Source organism: Shewanella sp. Scap07, from assembly GCF_013394145.1.
GTDB lineage: Bacteria > Pseudomonadota > Gammaproteobacteria > Enterobacterales > Shewanellaceae > Shewanella > Shewanella waksmanii.
In genome coordinates this window covers 1,304,301-1,324,262 of the sequence record NZ_CP041329.1, presented here as the reverse complement: position 1 = coordinate 1,324,262, position 19,962 = coordinate 1,304,301, and the positions used below count along the sequence as shown (strand labels likewise).

Annotated in this window: 14 protein-coding genes; 6 read left to right on the top strand and 8 right to left on the bottom strand. The window is 42.8% G+C overall.

All coding sequences use genetic code 11. From position 1 onward, the window contains the following. Nucleotides 1-56: 56 nt before the first annotated feature. On the top strand, nucleotides 57-941 hold the full coding sequence (locus FLM48_RS05830) for a sulfite exporter TauE/SafE family protein (RefSeq protein ID WP_037470717.1): 885 nt from the start codon (nucleotides 57-59) through the stop codon (nucleotides 939-941). 45 nt (nucleotides 942-986) lie between these two features. Then, nucleotides 987-2,492 carry a tryptophan halogenase family protein gene (locus FLM48_RS05825; protein WP_179024007.1) on the top strand — a complete coding sequence of 502 codons (1,506 nt, stop codon included), beginning with the start codon at nucleotides 987-989 and terminating at the stop codon, nucleotides 2,490-2,492. Between the two features lie 57 nt (nucleotides 2,493-2,549). On the opposite strand, the gene FLM48_RS05820 is transcribed toward FLM48_RS05825, so the two are convergent. Both FLM48_RS05820 and FLM48_RS05815 read right to left on the bottom strand, forming a co-directional pair. After that, the gene (locus FLM48_RS05820) at nucleotides 2,550-4,070 is read right to left on the bottom strand and encodes a tryptophan halogenase family protein (RefSeq protein WP_179024006.1); all 1,521 of its coding nucleotides are present in this window, start codon (nucleotides 4,068-4,070) and stop codon (nucleotides 2,550-2,552) included. A gap of 206 nt (nucleotides 4,071-4,276) precedes the next feature. Beyond that, nucleotides 4,277-7,261 carry a TonB-dependent receptor gene (locus tag FLM48_RS05815; RefSeq protein ID WP_179024005.1) on the bottom strand — a complete coding sequence of 995 codons (2,985 nt, stop codon included), beginning with the start codon at nucleotides 7,259-7,261 and terminating at the stop codon, nucleotides 4,277-4,279. A 662-nt stretch (nucleotides 7,262-7,923) separates the two neighbouring features. Between FLM48_RS05815 and FLM48_RS05810 the strand changes: the two genes are divergently transcribed. Beyond that, nucleotides 7,924-8,646, top strand: a complete 723-nt coding sequence (locus FLM48_RS05810) for a SapC family protein (protein ID WP_179024004.1) — start codon at nucleotides 7,924-7,926, stop codon at nucleotides 8,644-8,646. A 626-nt stretch (nucleotides 8,647-9,272) separates the two neighbouring features. On the opposite strand, the gene FLM48_RS05805 is transcribed toward FLM48_RS05810, so the two are convergent. Next, nucleotides 9,273-11,951, bottom strand: coding sequence for a TonB-dependent receptor (locus FLM48_RS05805; protein ID WP_179024003.1), 2,679 nt, complete (start codon nucleotides 11,949-11,951; stop codon nucleotides 9,273-9,275). Nucleotides 11,952-12,390: 439 nt separating this feature from the next. Between FLM48_RS05805 and FLM48_RS05800 the strand changes: the two genes are divergently transcribed. Beyond that, nucleotides 12,391-13,404, top strand: a complete 1,014-nt coding sequence (locus FLM48_RS05800; RefSeq protein WP_179024002.1) for a LacI family DNA-binding transcriptional regulator — start codon at nucleotides 12,391-12,393, stop codon at nucleotides 13,402-13,404. 97 nt (nucleotides 13,405-13,501) lie between these two features. Here the strand turns inward: FLM48_RS05800 and FLM48_RS05795 are convergent, their stop codons facing one another. Next, nucleotides 13,502-13,840, bottom strand: coding sequence for a P-II family nitrogen regulator (locus tag FLM48_RS05795; RefSeq protein WP_028772585.1), 339 nt, complete (start codon nucleotides 13,838-13,840; stop codon nucleotides 13,502-13,504). Nucleotides 13,841-14,062: 222 nt separating this feature from the next. Between FLM48_RS05795 and FLM48_RS05790 the strand changes: the two genes are divergently transcribed. Further along, entirely contained in the window at nucleotides 14,063-14,575 is a 513-nt protein-coding gene (locus FLM48_RS05790; protein ID WP_179024001.1) for a GspH/FimT family pseudopilin, read from the top strand. 118 nt (nucleotides 14,576-14,693) lie between these two features. Continuing rightward, on the top strand, nucleotides 14,694-15,233 hold the full coding sequence (locus FLM48_RS05785; RefSeq protein WP_179024000.1) for a GspH/FimT family pseudopilin: 540 nt from the start codon (nucleotides 14,694-14,696) through the stop codon (nucleotides 15,231-15,233). 32 nt (nucleotides 15,234-15,265) lie between these two features. On the opposite strand, the gene FLM48_RS05780 is transcribed toward FLM48_RS05785, so the two are convergent. Genes FLM48_RS05780 through FLM48_RS05765 form a run of 4 tightly spaced genes read right to left on the bottom strand, consistent with a single transcriptional unit; the run spans nucleotide 15,266 to nucleotide 19,954 of the window. Further along, complete coding sequence (locus FLM48_RS05780; protein ID WP_179023999.1) at nucleotides 15,266-15,553, bottom strand: TapY2 family type IVa secretion system protein; 288 nt, start codon at nucleotides 15,551-15,553, stop codon at nucleotides 15,266-15,268. Then, nucleotides 15,550-15,942, bottom strand: coding sequence for a type IV pilin protein (locus FLM48_RS05775; protein WP_028772581.1), 393 nt, complete (start codon nucleotides 15,940-15,942; stop codon nucleotides 15,550-15,552). The genes FLM48_RS05780 and FLM48_RS05775 overlap by 4 nt, the downstream gene beginning before the upstream one ends. A 35-nt stretch (nucleotides 15,943-15,977) precedes the next feature. After that, nucleotides 15,978-19,517, bottom strand: coding sequence for a pilus assembly protein (locus tag FLM48_RS05770; protein ID WP_372847472.1), 3,540 nt, complete (start codon nucleotides 19,515-19,517; stop codon nucleotides 15,978-15,980). Beyond that, on the bottom strand, nucleotides 19,517-19,954 hold the full coding sequence (locus tag FLM48_RS05765; protein WP_028772579.1) for a PilX N-terminal domain-containing pilus assembly protein: 438 nt from the start codon (nucleotides 19,952-19,954) through the stop codon (nucleotides 19,517-19,519). Before FLM48_RS05765 ends, FLM48_RS05770 begins: the two co-directional genes overlap by 1 nt. Nucleotides 19,955-19,962: the final 8 nt, after the last annotated feature.

Here is a 19,962-nt window from a genome sequence, read left to right as displayed (position 1 = left end):
CATCGACATGGATTTGCTGGCCACTTTTAAGCTAAGATAACGACCAGAGTGGAATAATGATAAGAAAATTCAATAAAATAAAAGACTATCAGCGCCATCTCATTTTACTCGCAGGCTTAGTATCCATTTGGTTTATCTGGGCGATGCAATTTACTGACACATTGGATGTAATCAAAAGTTACCTTCACTACGTGATGTTAGGGATAACTGGCGCCATTTTCGCAAACTCCACAGGTGCTGGCGGTGGAGTTATCTTTATTCCGGTATTTAATAGCCTTGAACTTAGCCATAGCCAGAGCGTATCAACATCGTTTGCGATCCAATGTTTCGGTATGACCGCAGGTTCCATCGCGTGGTGGCGCCACTTCAAACAGGCTGAATTTAAACAATCTGCACAGCTACTACCCATTTTAGTTGGCCTATGCGCCCCTGTATCCATTATGGGAATTTGGTGTGCAGAGTTACTGAGTATTTCAGCGCCAGCTTCATTGGAGCTAAGCTTTAGCCTGTTCTCAATTATTTTAGGGATTGCCATTGTCTACAGTGGCTTACGCCCACAAAAGCAGCACTCCACTCGCTCACTTACGCCCCTTGAGGTCAGCCATCTAATCATATTGAGCTTTGTCGGTGGACTGATCACCGCTTGGTTATCTGTTGGAGTGGGAGAAATATTAGTGATTTACCTGATATTAAGTCGCTTCTCACCAACCTTGGCCGTTGCGGTCGGCGTCATGGTTACTGCGATTACGGTTTGGTCTGTGAGCCCAATTCATTTAAACCCTAGCAGTGATGCTTATTTTAATATTGTGCTGTTTGCCGGCCCGGGAGCCATCCTCGGTGGAATTCTAGCCAAAAAATTAGCACTGTACTTACCGGTAAGATCGCTAAAATTATTTTTCGCATTTTGGATTATCATCTCTGGAATCCATATGTACCCCTAATATAAAACCTGTTGGCGACTACACAAATAACAAAGAGGTGAAAGGATGACGGCTCCAATTAAAGATGTAGTGATTGTGGGTGGCGGCACGGCAGGCTGGATGACAGCTGCAAGCCTAATCAAGTATGCGCAGGGAAAGCAGCTGAACATCACACTTATTGAGTCAACTGACATTGCTACCGTTGGTGTCGGCGAAGCGACTATCCCCAGTATTGTGCAGTTTAATCATCAAATTGGACTTGATGAACTCGAATTCATTAAAGCCACCCAAGCCACCTTCAAATTGGGGATACAGTTTGAGCAATGGACTCAGAACCAACAGCCATTTTTTCATCCTTTTAGCGACTATGGTGTCCCCGTCAATGGCGTACCATTTCATCACTATTTACACAAGTTATCGCAATCGGGTTTTGCTACGGAGCTAAGTGATTACAGTTTTTCAAGTGTGTTAGCACGCACTAACCGCTTTGCTCAGCCGCACCCGCAACCCGCGACACCATTAGCTGATTATTCTTATGCGTATCATTTTGATGCCGGTCTCTATGCAAACCTACTCAAGCAACATGCAACCAAACAGGGAGTTGTGCATATTGATAGTAAGATTGAGCAGGTAAATTGTCAGGCAGAAAGCGGCTTTATTGAATCGGTAACGCTAACCAACGGCCAACGAGTATCTGCCGATCTCTTTGTCGACTGTACAGGGTTTAAAGGATTACTGATTGAGCAAGCACTAGAAACTGGTTATGAAGACTGGAGTGAGTGGTTACTATGCGATAAAGCCATAGCTGTACAGAGCGAACTGCAACAACAACCTGCGCCCTATACGCGGGCCATTGCACATAGTAATGGTTGGCAATGGCGCATACCGCTGCAACACCGAATGGGAAATGGCTATATCTACGCCAGCCAATTTGAAGATGATGACCATGCGATGCAAAACCTACTTGGCAATATCGAGGGTCAACCCTCTAATCAAGCCAAACAATTTCGTTTTACACCGGGAAGACGCAAACAAATTTGGAATAAAAACTGCTTTGCCGTGGGTCTCTCTAGCGGCTTTTTAGAACCCATTGAATCGACCAGTATTTCATTGATCCAAAGTGCGATTGCTAAGCTGCTAGACTTCTTTCCAGACACTAGTTTTAATCAACACGATATCGCAGAAGTGAACCGCCTACATAATGCGGAACTTGAGCACGTAAGGGACTTTATTATCTTGCACTATAAGCTCACAGACCGCCAAGACAGCGAATTCTGGCGTTATTGTCAGTCTATGTCTATCCCTGACACATTGGCACATAAAATCGCGTTATTTGAAAGCCGAGGCCATATCATTATTCATGAAAGTGAATCATTTGAGGCGGCAAGCTGGCTTACTATATACCATGCTTTCGGGGTTACGCCAAAAAGGTATGATCCCCGTGCAGACTCGGTAGAGCACCAATTCATAATCAACAACTTAGAACAAATGAAACGCTCTATCACACAGGCAGCAAATCAAGCCATGACCCATGAGCAATTTATCGCTAAACACTGCGCTGCAACGCGGTAAACCACACCCTAGCCTGTTAGCTTTGACGATTAACAGGCTAGCGTGCTAACACAACAATTACTTCCCGGCTTCAAATCCACAGGTTTCATACAAAAATTGTTTGTGGGTCGGCGCGCTATTCACGCTTTGAGCGACTCTCGATTTCATATAATGCATATGTTTAAGCAGGTAAGCTTGCTCCATATTATCGGCTTTTGTCGCGTATTGCTCTGGGATTAAGCCAAAGCCATGGTAGATAGCCAGCCAACTGTCTTTGCCAAAAATCTCCCATGGATAAGCAAGCATTGTCCCATCCTTTTGGTAAGCCGCTAGTTTATCGGCTAACGATTGAGGAATGTCCATCTGCTGACAATAACGCCACATAGGTGAGTCATTTCGTTGGGTCGCTTTGTAGTGCAATATAATGAAGTCTCTGACACGTTCATATTCGGCCGCAGTCACATCATTAAACTTATCGACTGTGCGATTTGTATATTGATTAGCTGGAAAAGATAGGCATATTTTTTCAATGGCGGTTTCAACTAGTGCAATACTGGTGCTTTCTAGCGGTTCTAAAAAGCCTGAAGATAGACCCACTGCGATACAGTTTTTGTTCCAGGCTTTTTGTGCGCGGCCTGGGGTAAAACTAAAGTGTCTAGGTTCATGTAATACTGGCCCATCTAGCTGTTGTAATAGGCATTGCTCCGCTTGCTCTTCGCTCATAAACTGGCTCGAATATACATGACCATTACCAGTGCGATGTTGCAGTGGGATCTTCCATATCCACCCAGCCTTCTGGGCATGGGAGAGGGTTCTTGCAATCGGATCGTCACTCGCTTTTGTCTGCACAGCAACCGCTTTATCGCATAACAACCACTCGCTCCAATCGCAATAGCCTGTGTTCAATGTCTGCTGTAACAGCATCGAACGAAAACCAGAGCAATCGATAAATAGATCGCCTTTGACTTGACCACCACTGGCGAGCTGTAGTGACGAAATGTGTCCATTGTGATTATCGGTATTAACTTGCTCAATTTTGTCGTCAATGACCATTACATTGGCTTGCAGAGCCACTTGCTTCATTAACTCGGCAAACAGTGACGCGTCAAAATGCAGCGCCCAGTCATAGACTTCCAATTGGCTTTCTGGCTTGGTACTGGGGTAAGTAAACTTATTGGACCGAGCAAGTTGAACACCTAATGAGTACTCTGAGAATGCTGTGGTATGCCCTGCTTGCATCGCACGCAGCCAATAGTGGTGAAAATCGGTCTCTTTAGTACCTTGACCAAAGATCCCAAAAGGATGAATAAAGCTGTCACCTAATGTTGACCAGTCTTTAAATTCAATACCCAGTTTGCACGTTGCATTAGTCGCTTTTAGTACGTCAGTATCGGTTAGTCCAAGCTTGGCATAGAAGCGCCTTAAGGTGGGAATCGTCGCTTCTCCCACCCCTATGGTTCCGATTTGTGAAGATTCAACCAAGGTGATACTGACTGGCTTATCCTTAAAGTGCTGACTGAGGGCTGCAGCCGTCATCCAACCAGATGTGCCACCACCCACAATTACAATCGAGTTAACTTCATTCGCTGAACTTTCCATTTTAGCTACCACTCAGTAAATATAACATCAACAAACCCGCCCTATCGGCGATACATCACACCATTGCAGCATTTAATCACTAGACAACAAAATGGACTAATAATCAAATATTATCAATAAATTAAATGTATATTCTGTGACAATAAAAACGCAAAAAGGTGCCGCAACTGCGGCACCTTTAGATACACCAATTAAAATGATTTCTATTAGAAAATCACACGTGCACCCAATGTATAACGTGCTTCATAAGCATTCTGGAATGCTTTCTGCTCTGGAAACTCAACATAAGTTTCCTGGATCTCTTCGGTAATGTTTGAACCGTTGAGATAGAAGCTAAAGTTCTCATTGAGGTTATAGGTCACGTTCACATCTAACTGCGAATAATCATCTTGGTAAAGTGACTGTCCGCCCGTGCCTGCAGAACCTGGAGTGATCAGGCGTGGGCTACGTGAGTTCCATGCAATACGCGCTGAGAACTCTTCTTGCTCATACCAAAGTACCGCATTGTATGTGTCTTCTGACATACCAATGAATGGTAGATCATTGCCATATACATCTTTGTCTTCACGGCTACTATCTGTGTAGGTGTAGTTAGCATCAAAACCAAAGTTATTTAGAATAGCAATGTCAAGATAGTCACCAAAAGCAACACGACCCGCTAATTCAAAGCCTTTAACTTCGCCACCAGTTCCCTGTAGGGTTGTAGTGAAAGGCCAAGGACCACGTTTAACACCGTCTGAATCTGGCTCATCTACCATGGTGATACCAGGTGTAGTGAAACTCTCAATTTCAATTAAGAATAGACCAGCAGATAGCATTGATGCTTCAGCCATGTACCACTCAGCAGAAAGCGAGTAGTTGTCTGAACGTAGTGGATCTAGCTCTGGGTTACCCCTTAGCTGGCCGTTAACCACACGCATACAGTCACATTCTGCGTTATACGCATTACCAACGACTTTACCTTCACCCCACTCTGATAGATCGAGTGGCATCATCTCTTTCGAGTAAGCACCACGAACGATAAGATCTTCAGTGATACCGTAGTTTAAGTTCACACGTGGTAGATAATCGGTATAGCTACGCTCAGTAACCACATCACCAATATCAGGTCCTAAACCTGAATGCGGTAAGTTAGGTCCAACTAGATTTTGCTTAACATACAAATCAGTATTTACGACTTTAACGCCAAAGTTACCTGTTAGGCCTTCCCAATCGATATTCGCTTGTAGGAAGTAGCTCATTTCTTTGAGCTTAACATCGTAAGTTGAACCGCCATTTTCAGTGCGAGCAACATTACCAAATACTCTTTCATGGAATGCACGTGGGTCACGGAAGTTACTTGGATCAATTGACCAAACTCCTGGAATACCCGTTACGCCACCAAAGTTAGTTTGAAATGATGCTGTCGTAACTTCATCAATTCCAGTAGGTGGAAGTAGTGTATAAGGTACCCATTCACCGTTAACCATCTCACCGGTGCCTTCAACACCGACACAATCTGCGCCGTAGGCTTGGTCAACCGCTTTCCACTGAGCGATATCACATCCACCACCAAAATCAGAGGTATAAGTGAATTGGTCATGATCAACACTACGCTCCATATAGCGCAGACCGAAATCAACACTACTGATGAAACTTAGATCATCAAATGCATAGTTCCATGCTGTGCTAAAGGTATCAAGCTCGCCTCTATCATCAGTGTTACCTTCTGATGAGAACGCACCAATATGGTATGAATCTTTGTCTGCCATGTAATCGGCAACACTCATCATACCTTTACCACCGTTAACCATCTGGTCAAAACCACCAAAGTGTGGGTAGGCACCAGCAGAAGAATGAGTGATCAGGAATTGTGAATCTTGGATACCAGTTGAGTAGTTACCGTAGCAACCACCTTGGTCACCTACAATCTCTTCGCCATTGTTACAATATTCAGCTGGAGTTAATCCACCAGGACCAGTAATTAGTGTCCCTTCATCAATACTGAGGATATCGCCTTCACCGTAAGCATGACGCATGGTTGCTTTCGCAGTCGCGTGAGTTACACGAACTTGACCAGTTAACGCGCCACCATTGTCATAATTCAGCTCTAAGTTGAAGTTCTCAGATTTTTCTTCGTTAATGTTAACCTGAGTAAACGACTGCATACGGTAAGGACGCATTTGATAACCGTTTACTGCACGCCACTCTTCACCTGTTTCTAGGTGAGTGTAGCCACTGCCGGTAAAGCTAGTTGCGTCTGCATAGTTTTGATAACCCTGCCAGCGACTGTTGTGGTTAAAACCGCGACGCGCATTGAAGCGCTCTTGATTGGTATAGAAATAGTCAAAAGTTAACTCAAAACCTTCGCCCAAATCACCTTGAAGACTAAATTGTAATGCATCACGGTCACGCTCTTCTTGCTTATTAAACGCGGTGAAACCATGAGGAGTGATGTGGTTAACGCCATCGGTCACACTGCTACCAGTCCAACCCAAACCGCCGTTTTCTGACGTGTCGTTAAAACCGTTGTAATCGGTTGCTAGCGTCGCTTGAGATGTTACGGCAGAAAGTAGAACACCGAATTTATCATCATTGTATGATACTAGACCGTGGAACGTTGGATCTGTTTCTTCGCTAATAGAACCTTGTGTCGCTTCCGCGCCACCTGCGAATGTAAATCCAGTATCCATATCAAATGGACGACGAGTTTTCAGGTCAATGGTACCGGCCATACCCGCGCCGACATTACTTGCATTTTTAGTTTTATAAACATCAACACCAGAAAAAAGTTGTGATGGTAAATCACCTAAATCAGTGGTTGATGAATCAATCGTTGTCGCGCTTAAGAAGATCTCACCATTCATCATGGTATCAACTTGAGGCAGACCACGGATTTGAACTGGACCACTCTCACCTGCAGTTCTTTCTACTTGAACACCGGTAATACGTTGCAATGAATCTGCAATGGTGACATCTGGAAGCTTACCAATATCCTCAGCAGAAATACCATCTACTTGAGAATCAGAGAATCGCTTGGTGTTGATACTGGCTTTAGTACTGGCACGAATACCTCGAACCGCTATGACCTCAATATTTTCATCAGACGCTGTAGTCTCATCAGCCGCAACAGCAAGAGGAGCTACTCCGCTTGTCATTACAACCGCAATGCTGGTCGCTAGAACACTTTTCTTAAAGTTAAATCGTCGCATCTCAATATCCCTTATTATGCTTTCTTATCATTTTTATGCTCATGACCACCCCCAACTGAGAATGACAACGCTGTCATGTACAGCTTAAATACTACACAACTAAAATGGCGTTCGCTACATGTTTTTAACCAAAGCTTAACACCTAAATTGAAGCGACTAAAGCATCAAAATCAACTAGAGAATCGTGTGACATCAAAAAAAAGTAACAAGGCATCATTACACAGCAGGTTATTGATGAAAAAGACAAAATCAACAGCAAATACAGAATAAAACCCAATAAATTAACACGATATTTAAGGTATTATTCTAAACCACAAACAACTACATTTTTTGATAGTAAAGTACCAATTAATGCGATTATAGTCCCAATAATATGATTAAATTTGTTACATTTTGGTACAAGGTGCAACCCAAGTATTAAGTCGTTACTTATACCTAGTAACCCGATACTGAATCGAGCGAATTTGATGTACCAACAGCACTGCAATTGACAGCGCTGTCAAAACAAATTATATGTAGCAATTGGTGGTTAACAAAAGATATACATGATAAAACGTTAACTTGAAAAATTTTAAGCTCTACTGTGGTTGCCATATGAGTGATTACAGACATCTTCTAAAACAATAAGCTATTACAAGTAGCTAAAATATTAGGTCTTCCCCATGATACAAATTGTTCCGCTTACGTCAAACAAACATCTAAAAACCAACGTCAAAGAGTCGACTGATTACAGTCGTTTCTCAACGGAGCATATTGTTCCTGTAGTGATTAGAGAAATTATTACCCTTTCTTCAGAGTACCCAATCGTATTTATCAAGAATGCGAAAACCGAGGAGTTTATGCCCGTTGCAATGATGGGGCTCAAAAATGGCATCAACTTATACTGCCAAACACCACAATGGGATGCCCCGCTTAAACCTCTTGGCTTTAACAATGCACCACTGTCGTTAATGAAAGCCAATGAGAATAGTGATGATGTCATGATCTGCATTGATGAAGACAGTAACTTAGTCAGTGAAACCGAAGGCAACCCTCTATTCACACTGAGTGGCGAACAGTCTGAGTACTTAAAACAACGTGCCAATGCCTTACTTGATATGGCGGCGATGACACAACAAACAAGTGCCATCTCAAAATATTTAGAAGAGAAAAACTTGCTAAGTCCTCAGCAGCTCACCGTTAAACTCGCAAGTGAAGAAAACAATATCAATATTGGCGGTATTTATATGGTCAATGATGAAACGGTCAATAATATGTCAAACGAGTTGCTCATCGAGCTGAAAGAGAAAGGCTTACTACCCGTAATTTATGCTCATAGAGCGTCTCTACACCAGGTACCAAGACTGATAGCGAAGCAAAATCAATATGATGCTGACAATAAGTAAAAACCGTTCACCTATCTATTCAGGCTGTTTAAAGCTAGCGAGATAGGCGATTGAATGCTTAATTCACAATAGCCGTCTAGTAGTAAAAATCGACTAAACGGCTAATTATGCTCTTCCATTCTAATCTATTCGTATCACCAACAATTAGCTTCGAAACTGAGCCCCTTAAAAATTGGGTAGTTCTAAAACATCACATGAATACCTGTCTTGCAAAATCAAACGAACTTTTATTGATACCAACATCTACCTTGATGTTGATTAAGGACAACTAAGCTTCCTATTCTCCGCTTCGCTCATCTGTAGTCACTTTTAAGGGTCATTATAAATAAATGGTACTAATAGACGCCTGCTTTGCCATTAAGGGCTTTCCATACAGAGGAAATAAGCAGTACTCGTTCCCTATAACATCCAGTGTTCACAATACTTAGCTAGGTAAAGTGATAAGTACTTTGTTTGACAACAACCTAGACCCTAATTGCCAAGTAACAAACTAGCTAGTTTTATAGTTCATATATTCAGCAAAGGCGCGTGCAGAATTAATCGGGTTTAGAAGCAAAACAAAAAAGCCAGCAGGTTTAACCCACTGGCTTTTCTCATATATTGTTAGCTTTTAGCTATCAAATAATTTAGAAGCTCATGTTTAGGCCAACAACATAGCGACGACCATTTTGGTAGATAGACATCAAACGACTTTTCTGACCATCATACTCAACAATCTGCTCATCCGTTAAGTTAACCGCTTCAAAAGTCACTTTAAAGTTATCAGTAATATTATAGCTTGAACTGAAATCTAACTGGCCATATGCATCATTATATAACTCTGCACCAGACCAACTCACGCCTTTGTACCATTCTGTACGATAGTTATACATCAGGCGAGCACCAAATACATCGTTTTCATAGAATGCTTGAGCATTAGCCATGTGCTCAGAAACACCTTCGACTAAACCTGAGCCCAATTGTTCTGGATCTCTCTCTTGATCACTTTTAGCATTAGTATAAGTATAGTTACCCGCAATACCAAAATCACCAAACGACTGTTGATAACCAAGCTCTAGGCCATCTGTTGTGCCACCTAAGCCGTTTTCTGGACGACTAATCGTAACATCAACCCATTCGTCTTGAGATTCGTTGAAAAACTGATCTACGTAAGTACCTGTTGTACGGTAGCTCTTAATATCTTTGAAGAAATAAGTAGCAGACACTACCGATGCGTCGCCAAAGTACCACTCCCAAGAAATATCGAATTGGTCAGCGATTTCAGGGTCTAAGTTTGGATTACCCGCTGTACCAACTGGAAACTCACCATTTAGATCCCCAATAGAAACGATTGGAGCGAGGTCTGAATAGTTCGGACGAGCCATGACTCTAGCTGCGGCAAAACGTAAAATCTGATCACTGGTCAAGTCAAAAGCAATGTTGAAACTTGGTAAGATCTCAGTGTAATCACGGTCTTCTGTAACCCACTCTTTGTATGCAGGGCTTAGATAAGTTTCCCACTCACCACTGCCTACAGTCTCAAGACCCCAAGAGTCACCGCTGAAATTATAGCTTGATGCTGTCTGTTCTGTCTTTACAACACGAACACCTAAGTTACCTCTGAAGCCATCGCCCTCAAAGTTACCTTTAATATAAGCCCCAAGAGTCTTTTCATTGATATCCCAAATCTCCGCTAAGTTATTGTGAATAGCGTATTCCGCTCCTTCACCAAAACCTAACTTCATAAATGCGTCACGGTCTCCCTCAAGCTGGTCAACAACGTTACCACTTACGACATTACCTGCAACAGACTGCGTACCATTGGTTTGTCCACACGTATCAAGTGTTGGGCATTGCTCAAACACATCCCACATATACGGCTTGTCACCATTGATATTTTGCCAATGCCAGCTGTATGCTTGACGTCCTTGGCTTCTGTCGTGATCTCGATATTTAAGGCCCGTTTCAATAGAAGTGAAAGCGCCTAGTTCTAGTGGAACTTCAAAATCTATCTGGCCAAATGTCTCTTCATCGGTAGTTGGTTTATTACCACCCCATGTCCAGTTTTGGCTCCACAAAGCACCGTTAGTTGGGTCAACCCCAATATTTACACTGGGCTTGCCGGACAAATCAAACGAGTATCCAGAGTCAGCGGCATCAACGTTCGGTATGAAGCTCCACGAAGTTTCATTATAGGTACCACCTTCAGCCTCAGTTCTACCGAGCTGAGCATGGACACTGAACGAATCAGCTTCATAGTTGATCTCTAAGTCAATAGAAGAGGTTTCAGTTTTAGATTCACGGTTGATGAAATCCCACTCATATGAACCACCAGCAGCTACAGTCCCCTTATAAATGTCATTACCATTTGCAGACGTATCGGTTAGATCTGCTAAATTATTCTGTGGACGTATCAATAGGTTACTATTAATATTGTCAGCTTCCATCTGAGAATCTAGCACATTCAAAGTAAAATCCAGCGAATCTGTAGGCGCGTATTGAAGGCTAGCAAAAATCGTCTGTCTTTCACGATCTTGCTTAAATATTGGGTTACCAATATCTTTAGGCGCACGCATACCGTTTTCATCAGCTGGTGTCCAACCTAATACCTCTAGGCCTTCACGTTGAACAGTTCGGTCCTGTTTGGTTGCAGAAATTAGAAAGCCGAAACTTTCAGATTCATTTTTCCAAGAGTAAAGTGCATCTAATTGTGGGTCAGTTTCGCCAGAAGTATCTGAGTACTGTCCTTGAAGATTAATATTTATTGAGTTCGCATCAAGTTCTAGTGGTTTACGTGTACGCATAACAACTGTACCACCGATTGAACCTTCATCAATATCAGCGGTTGGTGACTTGTAAACCTCCAACGTTTTAACTAGTGAAGATGGCAACAAGGTAAAGTTAAAACCACGAGAAGGATTATCTAAGATAAACCAATCCGCGGTTGCTACGTTTTGCCCATTCAATAACGTTCTGTTTTTGCTCGGACCTGAACCACGAATGGTGATTTTTTCACCTTCACCAAATTCACGGCTAATACCTACACCAGTTATGCGTGACAAAGAATCAGCAACGTTTTTATCTGGAAATTTACCAATATCTTCTGCGGTAATAGTGTCTACAACCGCGTTAGCAAATCTTTTGTTATTAATATCAGCTTTTCTTGACGCACGAATACCACGTACTTCAATTTTTTCAATATTCTCATCTGCAGTGACAGCTGCATCTGCTGCGTCAGCGGCGGAAGCTGATACTGACATTGCGCCACTCATCAAGAGCGCAATATTCGTCGCTAGTAGAGTCTTCTTAAAATTAGATGGTCGCATCTCGTTTCCCTTTCATAACTTTCTATTATTTTATTTTTTAGCGCCGCCAACTGACTTCTTAACAAAATGACAACGCTGTCATGTCGCAGTACAAACATTACACAAGAATTAACAGTTGCGCCACAAGAAAATAACCATCAGACTCAATTTCCTGCTCGATTGAACATTTTTTTTACAGGTTTTTTAACCAACGAACTTTGTTAAATTATTGTAAAATAAAAACATACACCAAAATGACCGAGCAAACTTTCGAATATAAGTAATACTCAAATTAAATTTGATTATTGCTAAATAGAATAAAAGTTCGCACTATAGTCGCACTGAAATGATAAAAATTGCCCGTAAATTGACAGTTCACAGGTGACAAAATCGCAATATGTAACATGCGCAGATAAGCATTTGCATCTGCATTACAGCTAAAAAGATGAGTGTAGGTTTGATGAAAGTAACAATAAATGACGTAGCTAAACATGCTGGTGTCTCGATTAAAACCGTATCAAGGGTCACCAACAATGAGCCTTCGGTAAAGCAAACCACAATAGACAAAGTTAATCAGGCTATTGAAGCACTAAACTATCAACCTAACGTTGCAGCGCGTAACTTGGCCGGAACAAAATCCTATGTGATTGGTTTTGTCTATGACAACCCCAATGCTTACTATGTCATTGATATGCAAAATGGTATTTTGTCGTCATGTAAGGCCGCAGGTTATGAATTACTGATTCACCCCTGCGATGCAAAGTCGGCTAATATCTGTGAAGAATTGACAACACTGGTTAAGCAAGCGCGGCTGTCTGGCTTAGTACTGACTCCGCCACTATCTGAAGACCCAAAAGTGCTCAATGCACTAGATGAAGCCAATGCAAATTATGTACGTATCATCGCCGGTGAGAAAGCCCCTGAACAAGAAGGGATTGCCGTTTTGGTCAATGACCGCCACGGGGCAATATCAATTACGCAGCACCTAATTGATCTTGGCCATAAATCAATTGCGTTCTTAAGCGGCGATCATCAACATGAATCAACCAAAGAGCGTCTAGCTGGCTTTAGACAAGCAATGCAGAACAACCACCTATCAGTGAATGAGCAGTTTATCGTCCCGGGTCAATATTCATTTGAATCAGGTGTAGAAGGCGCGCGTAGCTTATTGGAGCAAGCAGATAAGCCGACTGCAATTGTTGCTTGTAACGATGAGATAGCTGCTGGGGCATTATTTGCCGCACGCTTGGAAGGAGTTGATATCCCGGGCCAACTTTCTATCGTCGGCTTTGAGGATAGTCCATTTTCAAGGCAAACTTGGCCCAAACTCACCACGGTTCACCAACCCAATGAACGCATAGCACAAGTGGCAACAGAGTTGTTGATCGCCAAAAAATCAAACACTAAATCAGATACGGGTCGAGTATTTGTCCCAGAGCCAGTAATACGAGACTCTACCAATCAGCCTACTTAGTCAAAAACTAAATAGAGCATTCAGTCAATGAAAACAAAAAGCCGCTAATAGATATTAGCGGCTTTTTTAACTCATACTCTACGACTTGTTCTGTAAACTATACCGCTTCTTCGTTTTCTTCACCGGTACGAATACGAATGACTCTTTCTATATCCGTAACAAAAATCTTTCCATCACCTATCTTGCCGGTTCTAGCAGTATCAACGATGACTTCGAGTGCTTGCTCGACTTGCTCATCTTGAACCACCAGCTCAATCTTAACCTTAGGCAAAAAGTCCACCATATATTCAGCACCACGGTAAAGCTCTGTATGGCCTTTCTGGCGGCCAAAGCCTTTAACTTCTAATACCGTCATGCCAGTGATACCAATTTCAGCCAGGGATTCTCTTACATCATCTAATTTAAACGGCTTAATGATGGCCTCTACCTTTTTCATTTACAGCTCCTAAATTGTTCGCATAACGGGTTGAATAGCCACTAGCTTACCACGGGCATTAAATTGCCTAAAGGCATAAATACAGCCACTTACCTCTGTTTTAGTTAGCAATCCAAATCGAATAAATCTTAGCGGCAACATCAGCAAGCTCGTCTATACTTCAAATCAGGCGACAATTTTGCCGCCAGTGCAGGATGCACGACAACTTTTCAAGGATTGAAAATGAAACTTTCTACTGGATTTAATCTGGTTGAGTTGATGACAACCCTAGTGATAGCGATCACCTTGGTTAGTATCGCTCTACCATCGTTAACGGATCTCTACCAGGCTTATCGTGCGAATATGGCCATACGCACTATACAAAGCACCCTGATGCTGGGACGTAATGCAGCGATAAGCTATGGCGCACGAGTTACAGCCTGCCCTCTGACCGACGGCAACTGTCATAACGACTGGCAGCAAGGCATCACCCTTTTCATAGATTTAGGTGAGCCTAATGTCATCGACGGCCAAGACCAAATATTGCTAACCAGCGACAGTTTCCATGAACATGATTTCATTAAATACAATCGTGCAGCAATACGCTTTCAACGAGATGGTATGGCCTCAGGAACGAACGGGACACTTTCTTATTGCCCTTCAAGCCGAACCAGCCCTTTTTCACAGGCCGTTGTCATCAATCAGGCTGGGCGTATACGTTTCTCGACTAAAAACAACATTACTTGTATAGATTGAACCACAGAACGTCAATTAGTACATGCTTGCCAATAAATTGGCTCGAAAAAGCCCCTATATAGAGCTGTAAAACCGTGTATTCTCACATATACTTAACAGGGATAATTGGGAGATATATATGCGACGGTTGCAGCAGAGTTATTCAAGTAAATGGTCACAGGGCTTTACGTTAGTAGAGCTGATGGTCACTATGGTCATCGCTATTATTTTAATAACTGTCGGCGTGCCGTCCATGAAAAGTATGTATGAAGGTTATCGAAGCGAGGGGGAAGTTCGTCGCATCCAGCAGTCATTACTCCTGACCAGAAATTATGCAGTAAGTTACGGTTCGCGAGTCACTATGTGTCCTACGGCAAATTCAGGATGCGGCACCGATTGGAGCGCCGGTTATCATATTTTTATTGATGGTGGCGCAGACAATAGTATCGATGGAGCTGATGAAGTTTTACAACAATTTGATGCATTCAACGCGAGTGACTTTGTCACTTTTGACGGTAATGCTATTAGCTTTACCCCTGATGGGCTCGTTGCAGCCAATTCAACATCGGGTACTTTCGTTTATTGCCCGGGCAGTAAAACAAGTGAAGAATCCCGGGGCATAACCATTTCGGCATCAGGCAGAATACAGTTTGAAACCGGAGCAGTTGATTGCAACTAATTTAATCACTAATTGAACGAAGTGCCGTGCTGTCAACGAACCATAGTTTTGTCTAATCGTTGCGCATTTGCATTAGCAAAGCTTTTATAATCTAGCTGGCATTCCATCACTTTTTTTACATAATTCGATTTAAGTTTTTTGCCTTGAAAAGTCTGACCGACAAGCGCTTGCTCTTGCCTTTTGGCATCTGCGATTTTCCAGCGGAAAAACATGAGCGTCTCTCCTTCAGTCGTTTCTACAAAGCACTTGTAATCACCTTTCTCTTCAGCAGCTACAGCCGATGAAAAAACTAATATTAAACTAATCATAATAATCTTCATTGCCAACACTCCTTTGGCGACTTCACCCCTGCACTCGTCACACTAATGGTTGCACAAGCGGTATCTCTAGCAGCTTGTTTACCTAAAGCTGTAGCCGTCACCGTAAAGCTTGTGGTGCCACTTGAGTCAACACTATAGTGTTCATGTTCAGTTTTAAGAGGATCAGCCGTCAAACCTAAATCCGTCATATCTTCAGTATAAATACGGTTATCTAGATAAAATTGCTCTTGCAGGTTAGCCACGCGCATCACCGCCGCATGACCTTCTGCGCGGCCACTTACAGTAACGTACTCAGTATATGATGGGTAAACAATTGCCGAAATTATACCGATAATAGCGACAGCAACCATCAACTCCACTAACGAAAAACCACGATTTAATTTGCTCATTTCATCCTTTCTTAGGTTATCTAGCTTCAAAACAGCTATTCGTCTATGTGGTAGTATATTTTGTTTACACCCAAACCAGCCCCCACATTAATAGTACCCGTATACTCCCCATCCGCTCCCTTCTCTCCTTTACCGACACCAATAATGTAAATGTAAGGATCTTCACCTGAATCAGGAGCTGGTATCACAATTTGGGGCGTATCAGGTACACGCTCACCTAATTCGTAGAACTCAGTATCATGAGTTCGAGTACCTTTATGTAAGCCATACCTATACAAGCGCCCTTCTCCAGACACGGTACAAAGCTCATCTGATAACTCTTCGGTAGGTGGCACGTAAGAGGTAAAATACACATAGCCTTCGACTATCAAGCCAGCGGTTAAACTTTTCTCTCCTGAGCCGGTAAAGTCTAAGTACCAACCTAGTTTCTTACCAAAAGCAATATTCTCGCTATCAGTATCTGGCGCCTTGCTGGTCACGTTATATAGGTCATTTAATGCAATGGTTGCAGGAATTGGGTTTTCACTGCCATCAAAGCTACGAGTAATAACATTACGATCTTGCAATACATAGTACATATCTTCTGTTTCTGTACTTGTGGGGCTAGGTCGATTACCCGTCCCAACACTCACTGCATCGTAAGGAACATTTTGATAGGTTTTTGTCGTGGTAGTACTGTCACCTTCTGGCGTTGATTCTGTTACCGTCACCTCAGAGATATTGCTAAATACCGTTTGGGCAACCACTGGTTCCGCAAAAAAGCGTCTATCGTTGATTGCTGTACTACCACCGAGTGAGGCAAACTTAAACGCAGTCCAAGTGCCTTTGTCACTGCTTGGCATGTCCATTCGCCATACATTGCCCCCTGTATCGGTTGCATAAATTCTGTCAGTTGCACCATCACTATTGCTATCCAGTACCGCAACAGAATTGGGAATGCTATCGCTGATCCCTGGTAACGGTGTAATACCAGAACCTGAGCCAGCACCAAAGGTATGTATTAAAGAGCCTGTTTTTGCATCAACGATATACACCGTTCTACCTAAAGGACTGGAGTTTGGTGTTGTATCGTAAGTTACATCATAACCCCCACCAATGATTAGCACAGGATCATCATTGCCAGGAATAAAGGTAACGACGGGCTCTGACCAACTTTGTCCCAATTCAGCAAAACCATCTGAATCCGGGTCAATCTTCCACATCAGGCTAGGATTATCTGGACTGGTAATATTCACCCCGTAATAAGATGAACCACCACGTCGCATACCGGCAAACACCCAAGCCTGTTCAACTCCGCCACTACCAGTTTTGACATAAGCTACAGGCGATGCATCCATACCATAAATGCTATGTCCTCCAGAAGACAGGTTATCTCTTAGCTTAGTGACGTTGGGTAACAACTCATAGGGGAGAAACGCCCAAGATTCAGTAACGCTAGAATCGTTATCTTGGAACATGTGTAACAAACCTTGGTTTGTTCCTAAAACGATACGTATATCAGGGCTTGCTGGAGTGCCAAAGTTAATCGCTAACGGTTTAGAATGTAACGGATCTCCCATAATGTCATTACGAATTTCAGTGGAGTTTTGATTTTCATTCTCATCGTCTACATCAACACCTTCGAGCCAAGCAATGGATTTTGCTACTTCAGACTCAGTAGTATTCATATACGCCGCCAGTCCGGCTAAATCCCCTCCTGCAGCATTAGAAACACTTAAAGCTTCAAGTGCGCCTCCTGACCCCGTATTACTTATGATGTTTCGTTCAGACATAGCTCGCATGGTCTCTGCTACGCCACCTTCTTCAACCTTGTTGCCGTCACTACCACTTGTACACTTTGACCAATAGGTACAAGCCGTTGGCTTAATGTTGCCAGAGTCAGCAATCGCGTTGTTATTGTTTTTGTCTACGAGAGTTCCACCAGAAGTCACCTTCAACTTTTTCAAGTTACCACTCCAACGAGGTCCTTTTCCTGGTAAAAACATGGCGTAGTATGCCGCATCAAAGGTTTGCGTACGGTCAAAGTTATTGCTGGCAATACTGGGGGAAGTAAAGCTTGAATCAATCTCCAAAATCGAACTCAGCGCGTCTGACAAAGCACTACTTAACTCCAAACTATCTTGAGCAGCGAAATACTTGCCACCTCCACGTTTTGCCGTTTCTATTAATAAGGGCGCAGCATCATCTGCACCACTACTGAACCCAATAGTAAACGTTCTTACTGTTTGCATTGGGTTGTCACCATTACGATCTTCTTTATCCACTAAATCATTTTGAAACATATAACTAGCCAAAGCTGGCATGTAACTATCAGCCCAGCCGTTATAAGTTCTAGCATAATAAGCAGAGTAATCTCCTAACGGATCCGCTCCTGAAGTCAGCGTCTGTACATAGCCATTAGCGTCAGAATCATTTGAAGGCGCTCCATCAGTAACATAAATAACATAGGCAATATCTGGACAAATTTTCAAAGGTGAATCATAAGTACCGCCACCCTCAACCTCCGCTTTAATATCATAAGCAGGCGAACTACTATCTTTATGACCAAATTTAACGGTAGCTCCGGCAAAATACTGATGCGCTTCAACTAAGGTTTCACATAACGGCGTCCATGTTTCAGCGTCTAAAGAGTTAATCTTGGTCAGTATTGAATCTCTTGCTGAGTCACCATCTACAGTACCTACGGTCATATCTGTGATACCAGCAACTATGCGTCCCCCATCGCGGTCATAACCGTTACTGTTGTTATTAAAGACCGCTAAACCAAAATCAATGGAGGGGGTGGTGTTAATCACATCTGAAATTGCTTTCTTTGCGATATCGATACGTTTTTTAGAAACTTGTGGAATGTCACCGGCTTGCGTTTGCTCGTACCACCTAAGGTAATTGTCTGTGTACAAAGTCACCGACTCACCTTGGCCAATTTTGGTTTGTTTTGCGGCTGCTAGAGCTCCATCCCACGCAGCATCAGACGCACTTGAAACATGGTTGTAAGGGATGTTTTTCTTATTCTCCCGCTTACCATCAACAGGAAAACCAGCTGTTCCATAATCGCTCGAGTTGATAGGATCTTCAATCTCAATGTCTTCCCAACACTCAATTATTCGGCTTTGACTCAATGAGCGATTAGTGCGTAACTCTTGCCAAGTACCGGTTTTGTTTTTACTGCGATATTCACTTACATGACCTTTAAAAGTCCCGAATTGCGCAAGTAAATGCCAACTTTGATGGCAACCATTGTACTTGGTATAAAAACGGCTATCCGAACCAAGTGCTGGCGGCTCACTATTCACACCTTTTGAAAAGTAGACAATATCCTTAAACCCATCACCAGAGTAGTCATAGCTTGGATCGTAATCAGAATCGTAGCCTGGTGGTGGAATATAATCAGGATCGGGTACATTTTCATAGGTATCCATACTTCCAGAGTTGTCAAAAATAATAAGAACTTTAGGCCTCACCCCGGTTCGCGCGGAAGACTCAAAAACATAGAGCTCTGTATCATCGGCGAACGTCACGCCTGAAGCTGTGACAACCGCAAATAAAAGTGCGATTAAAAACTTGTTAAACATAATTAACTCCCAGTGAGAACCTCTTGCTCTACACCTGCCACTACAGTAAGTTGCCCCAGATTGCTACGACCAAATGCAGCAGCACTAGATACCTCAACACGTCGGCAACTAATCAAATTTGCGGAACTGGCTTTAGTACTTCGTTGACAGCTAACATCTTGTACATTCAATGGGGCTAATGTATTGGTGACATCACTCCCCAATGTATTGTCGACTGTCGTCATCGTTGCATTCATATTTGCCATGGTTGCGCCGGCTGCAGTAGATAAAACACGCGCCTGTGCCCCATGAGCTGCTGCCATAGCCTCGACTCGCTCAGAACCTGCTCCAGCCATTCGCATCGATTGGCTTGAATTCGTCGCTAAAGCTACACCAATCACTGTCATAATCAGTAAGCCTATAAGCGAAAAAAATAACACCATGCCCTGCTGTTTATTCATAAATGTAA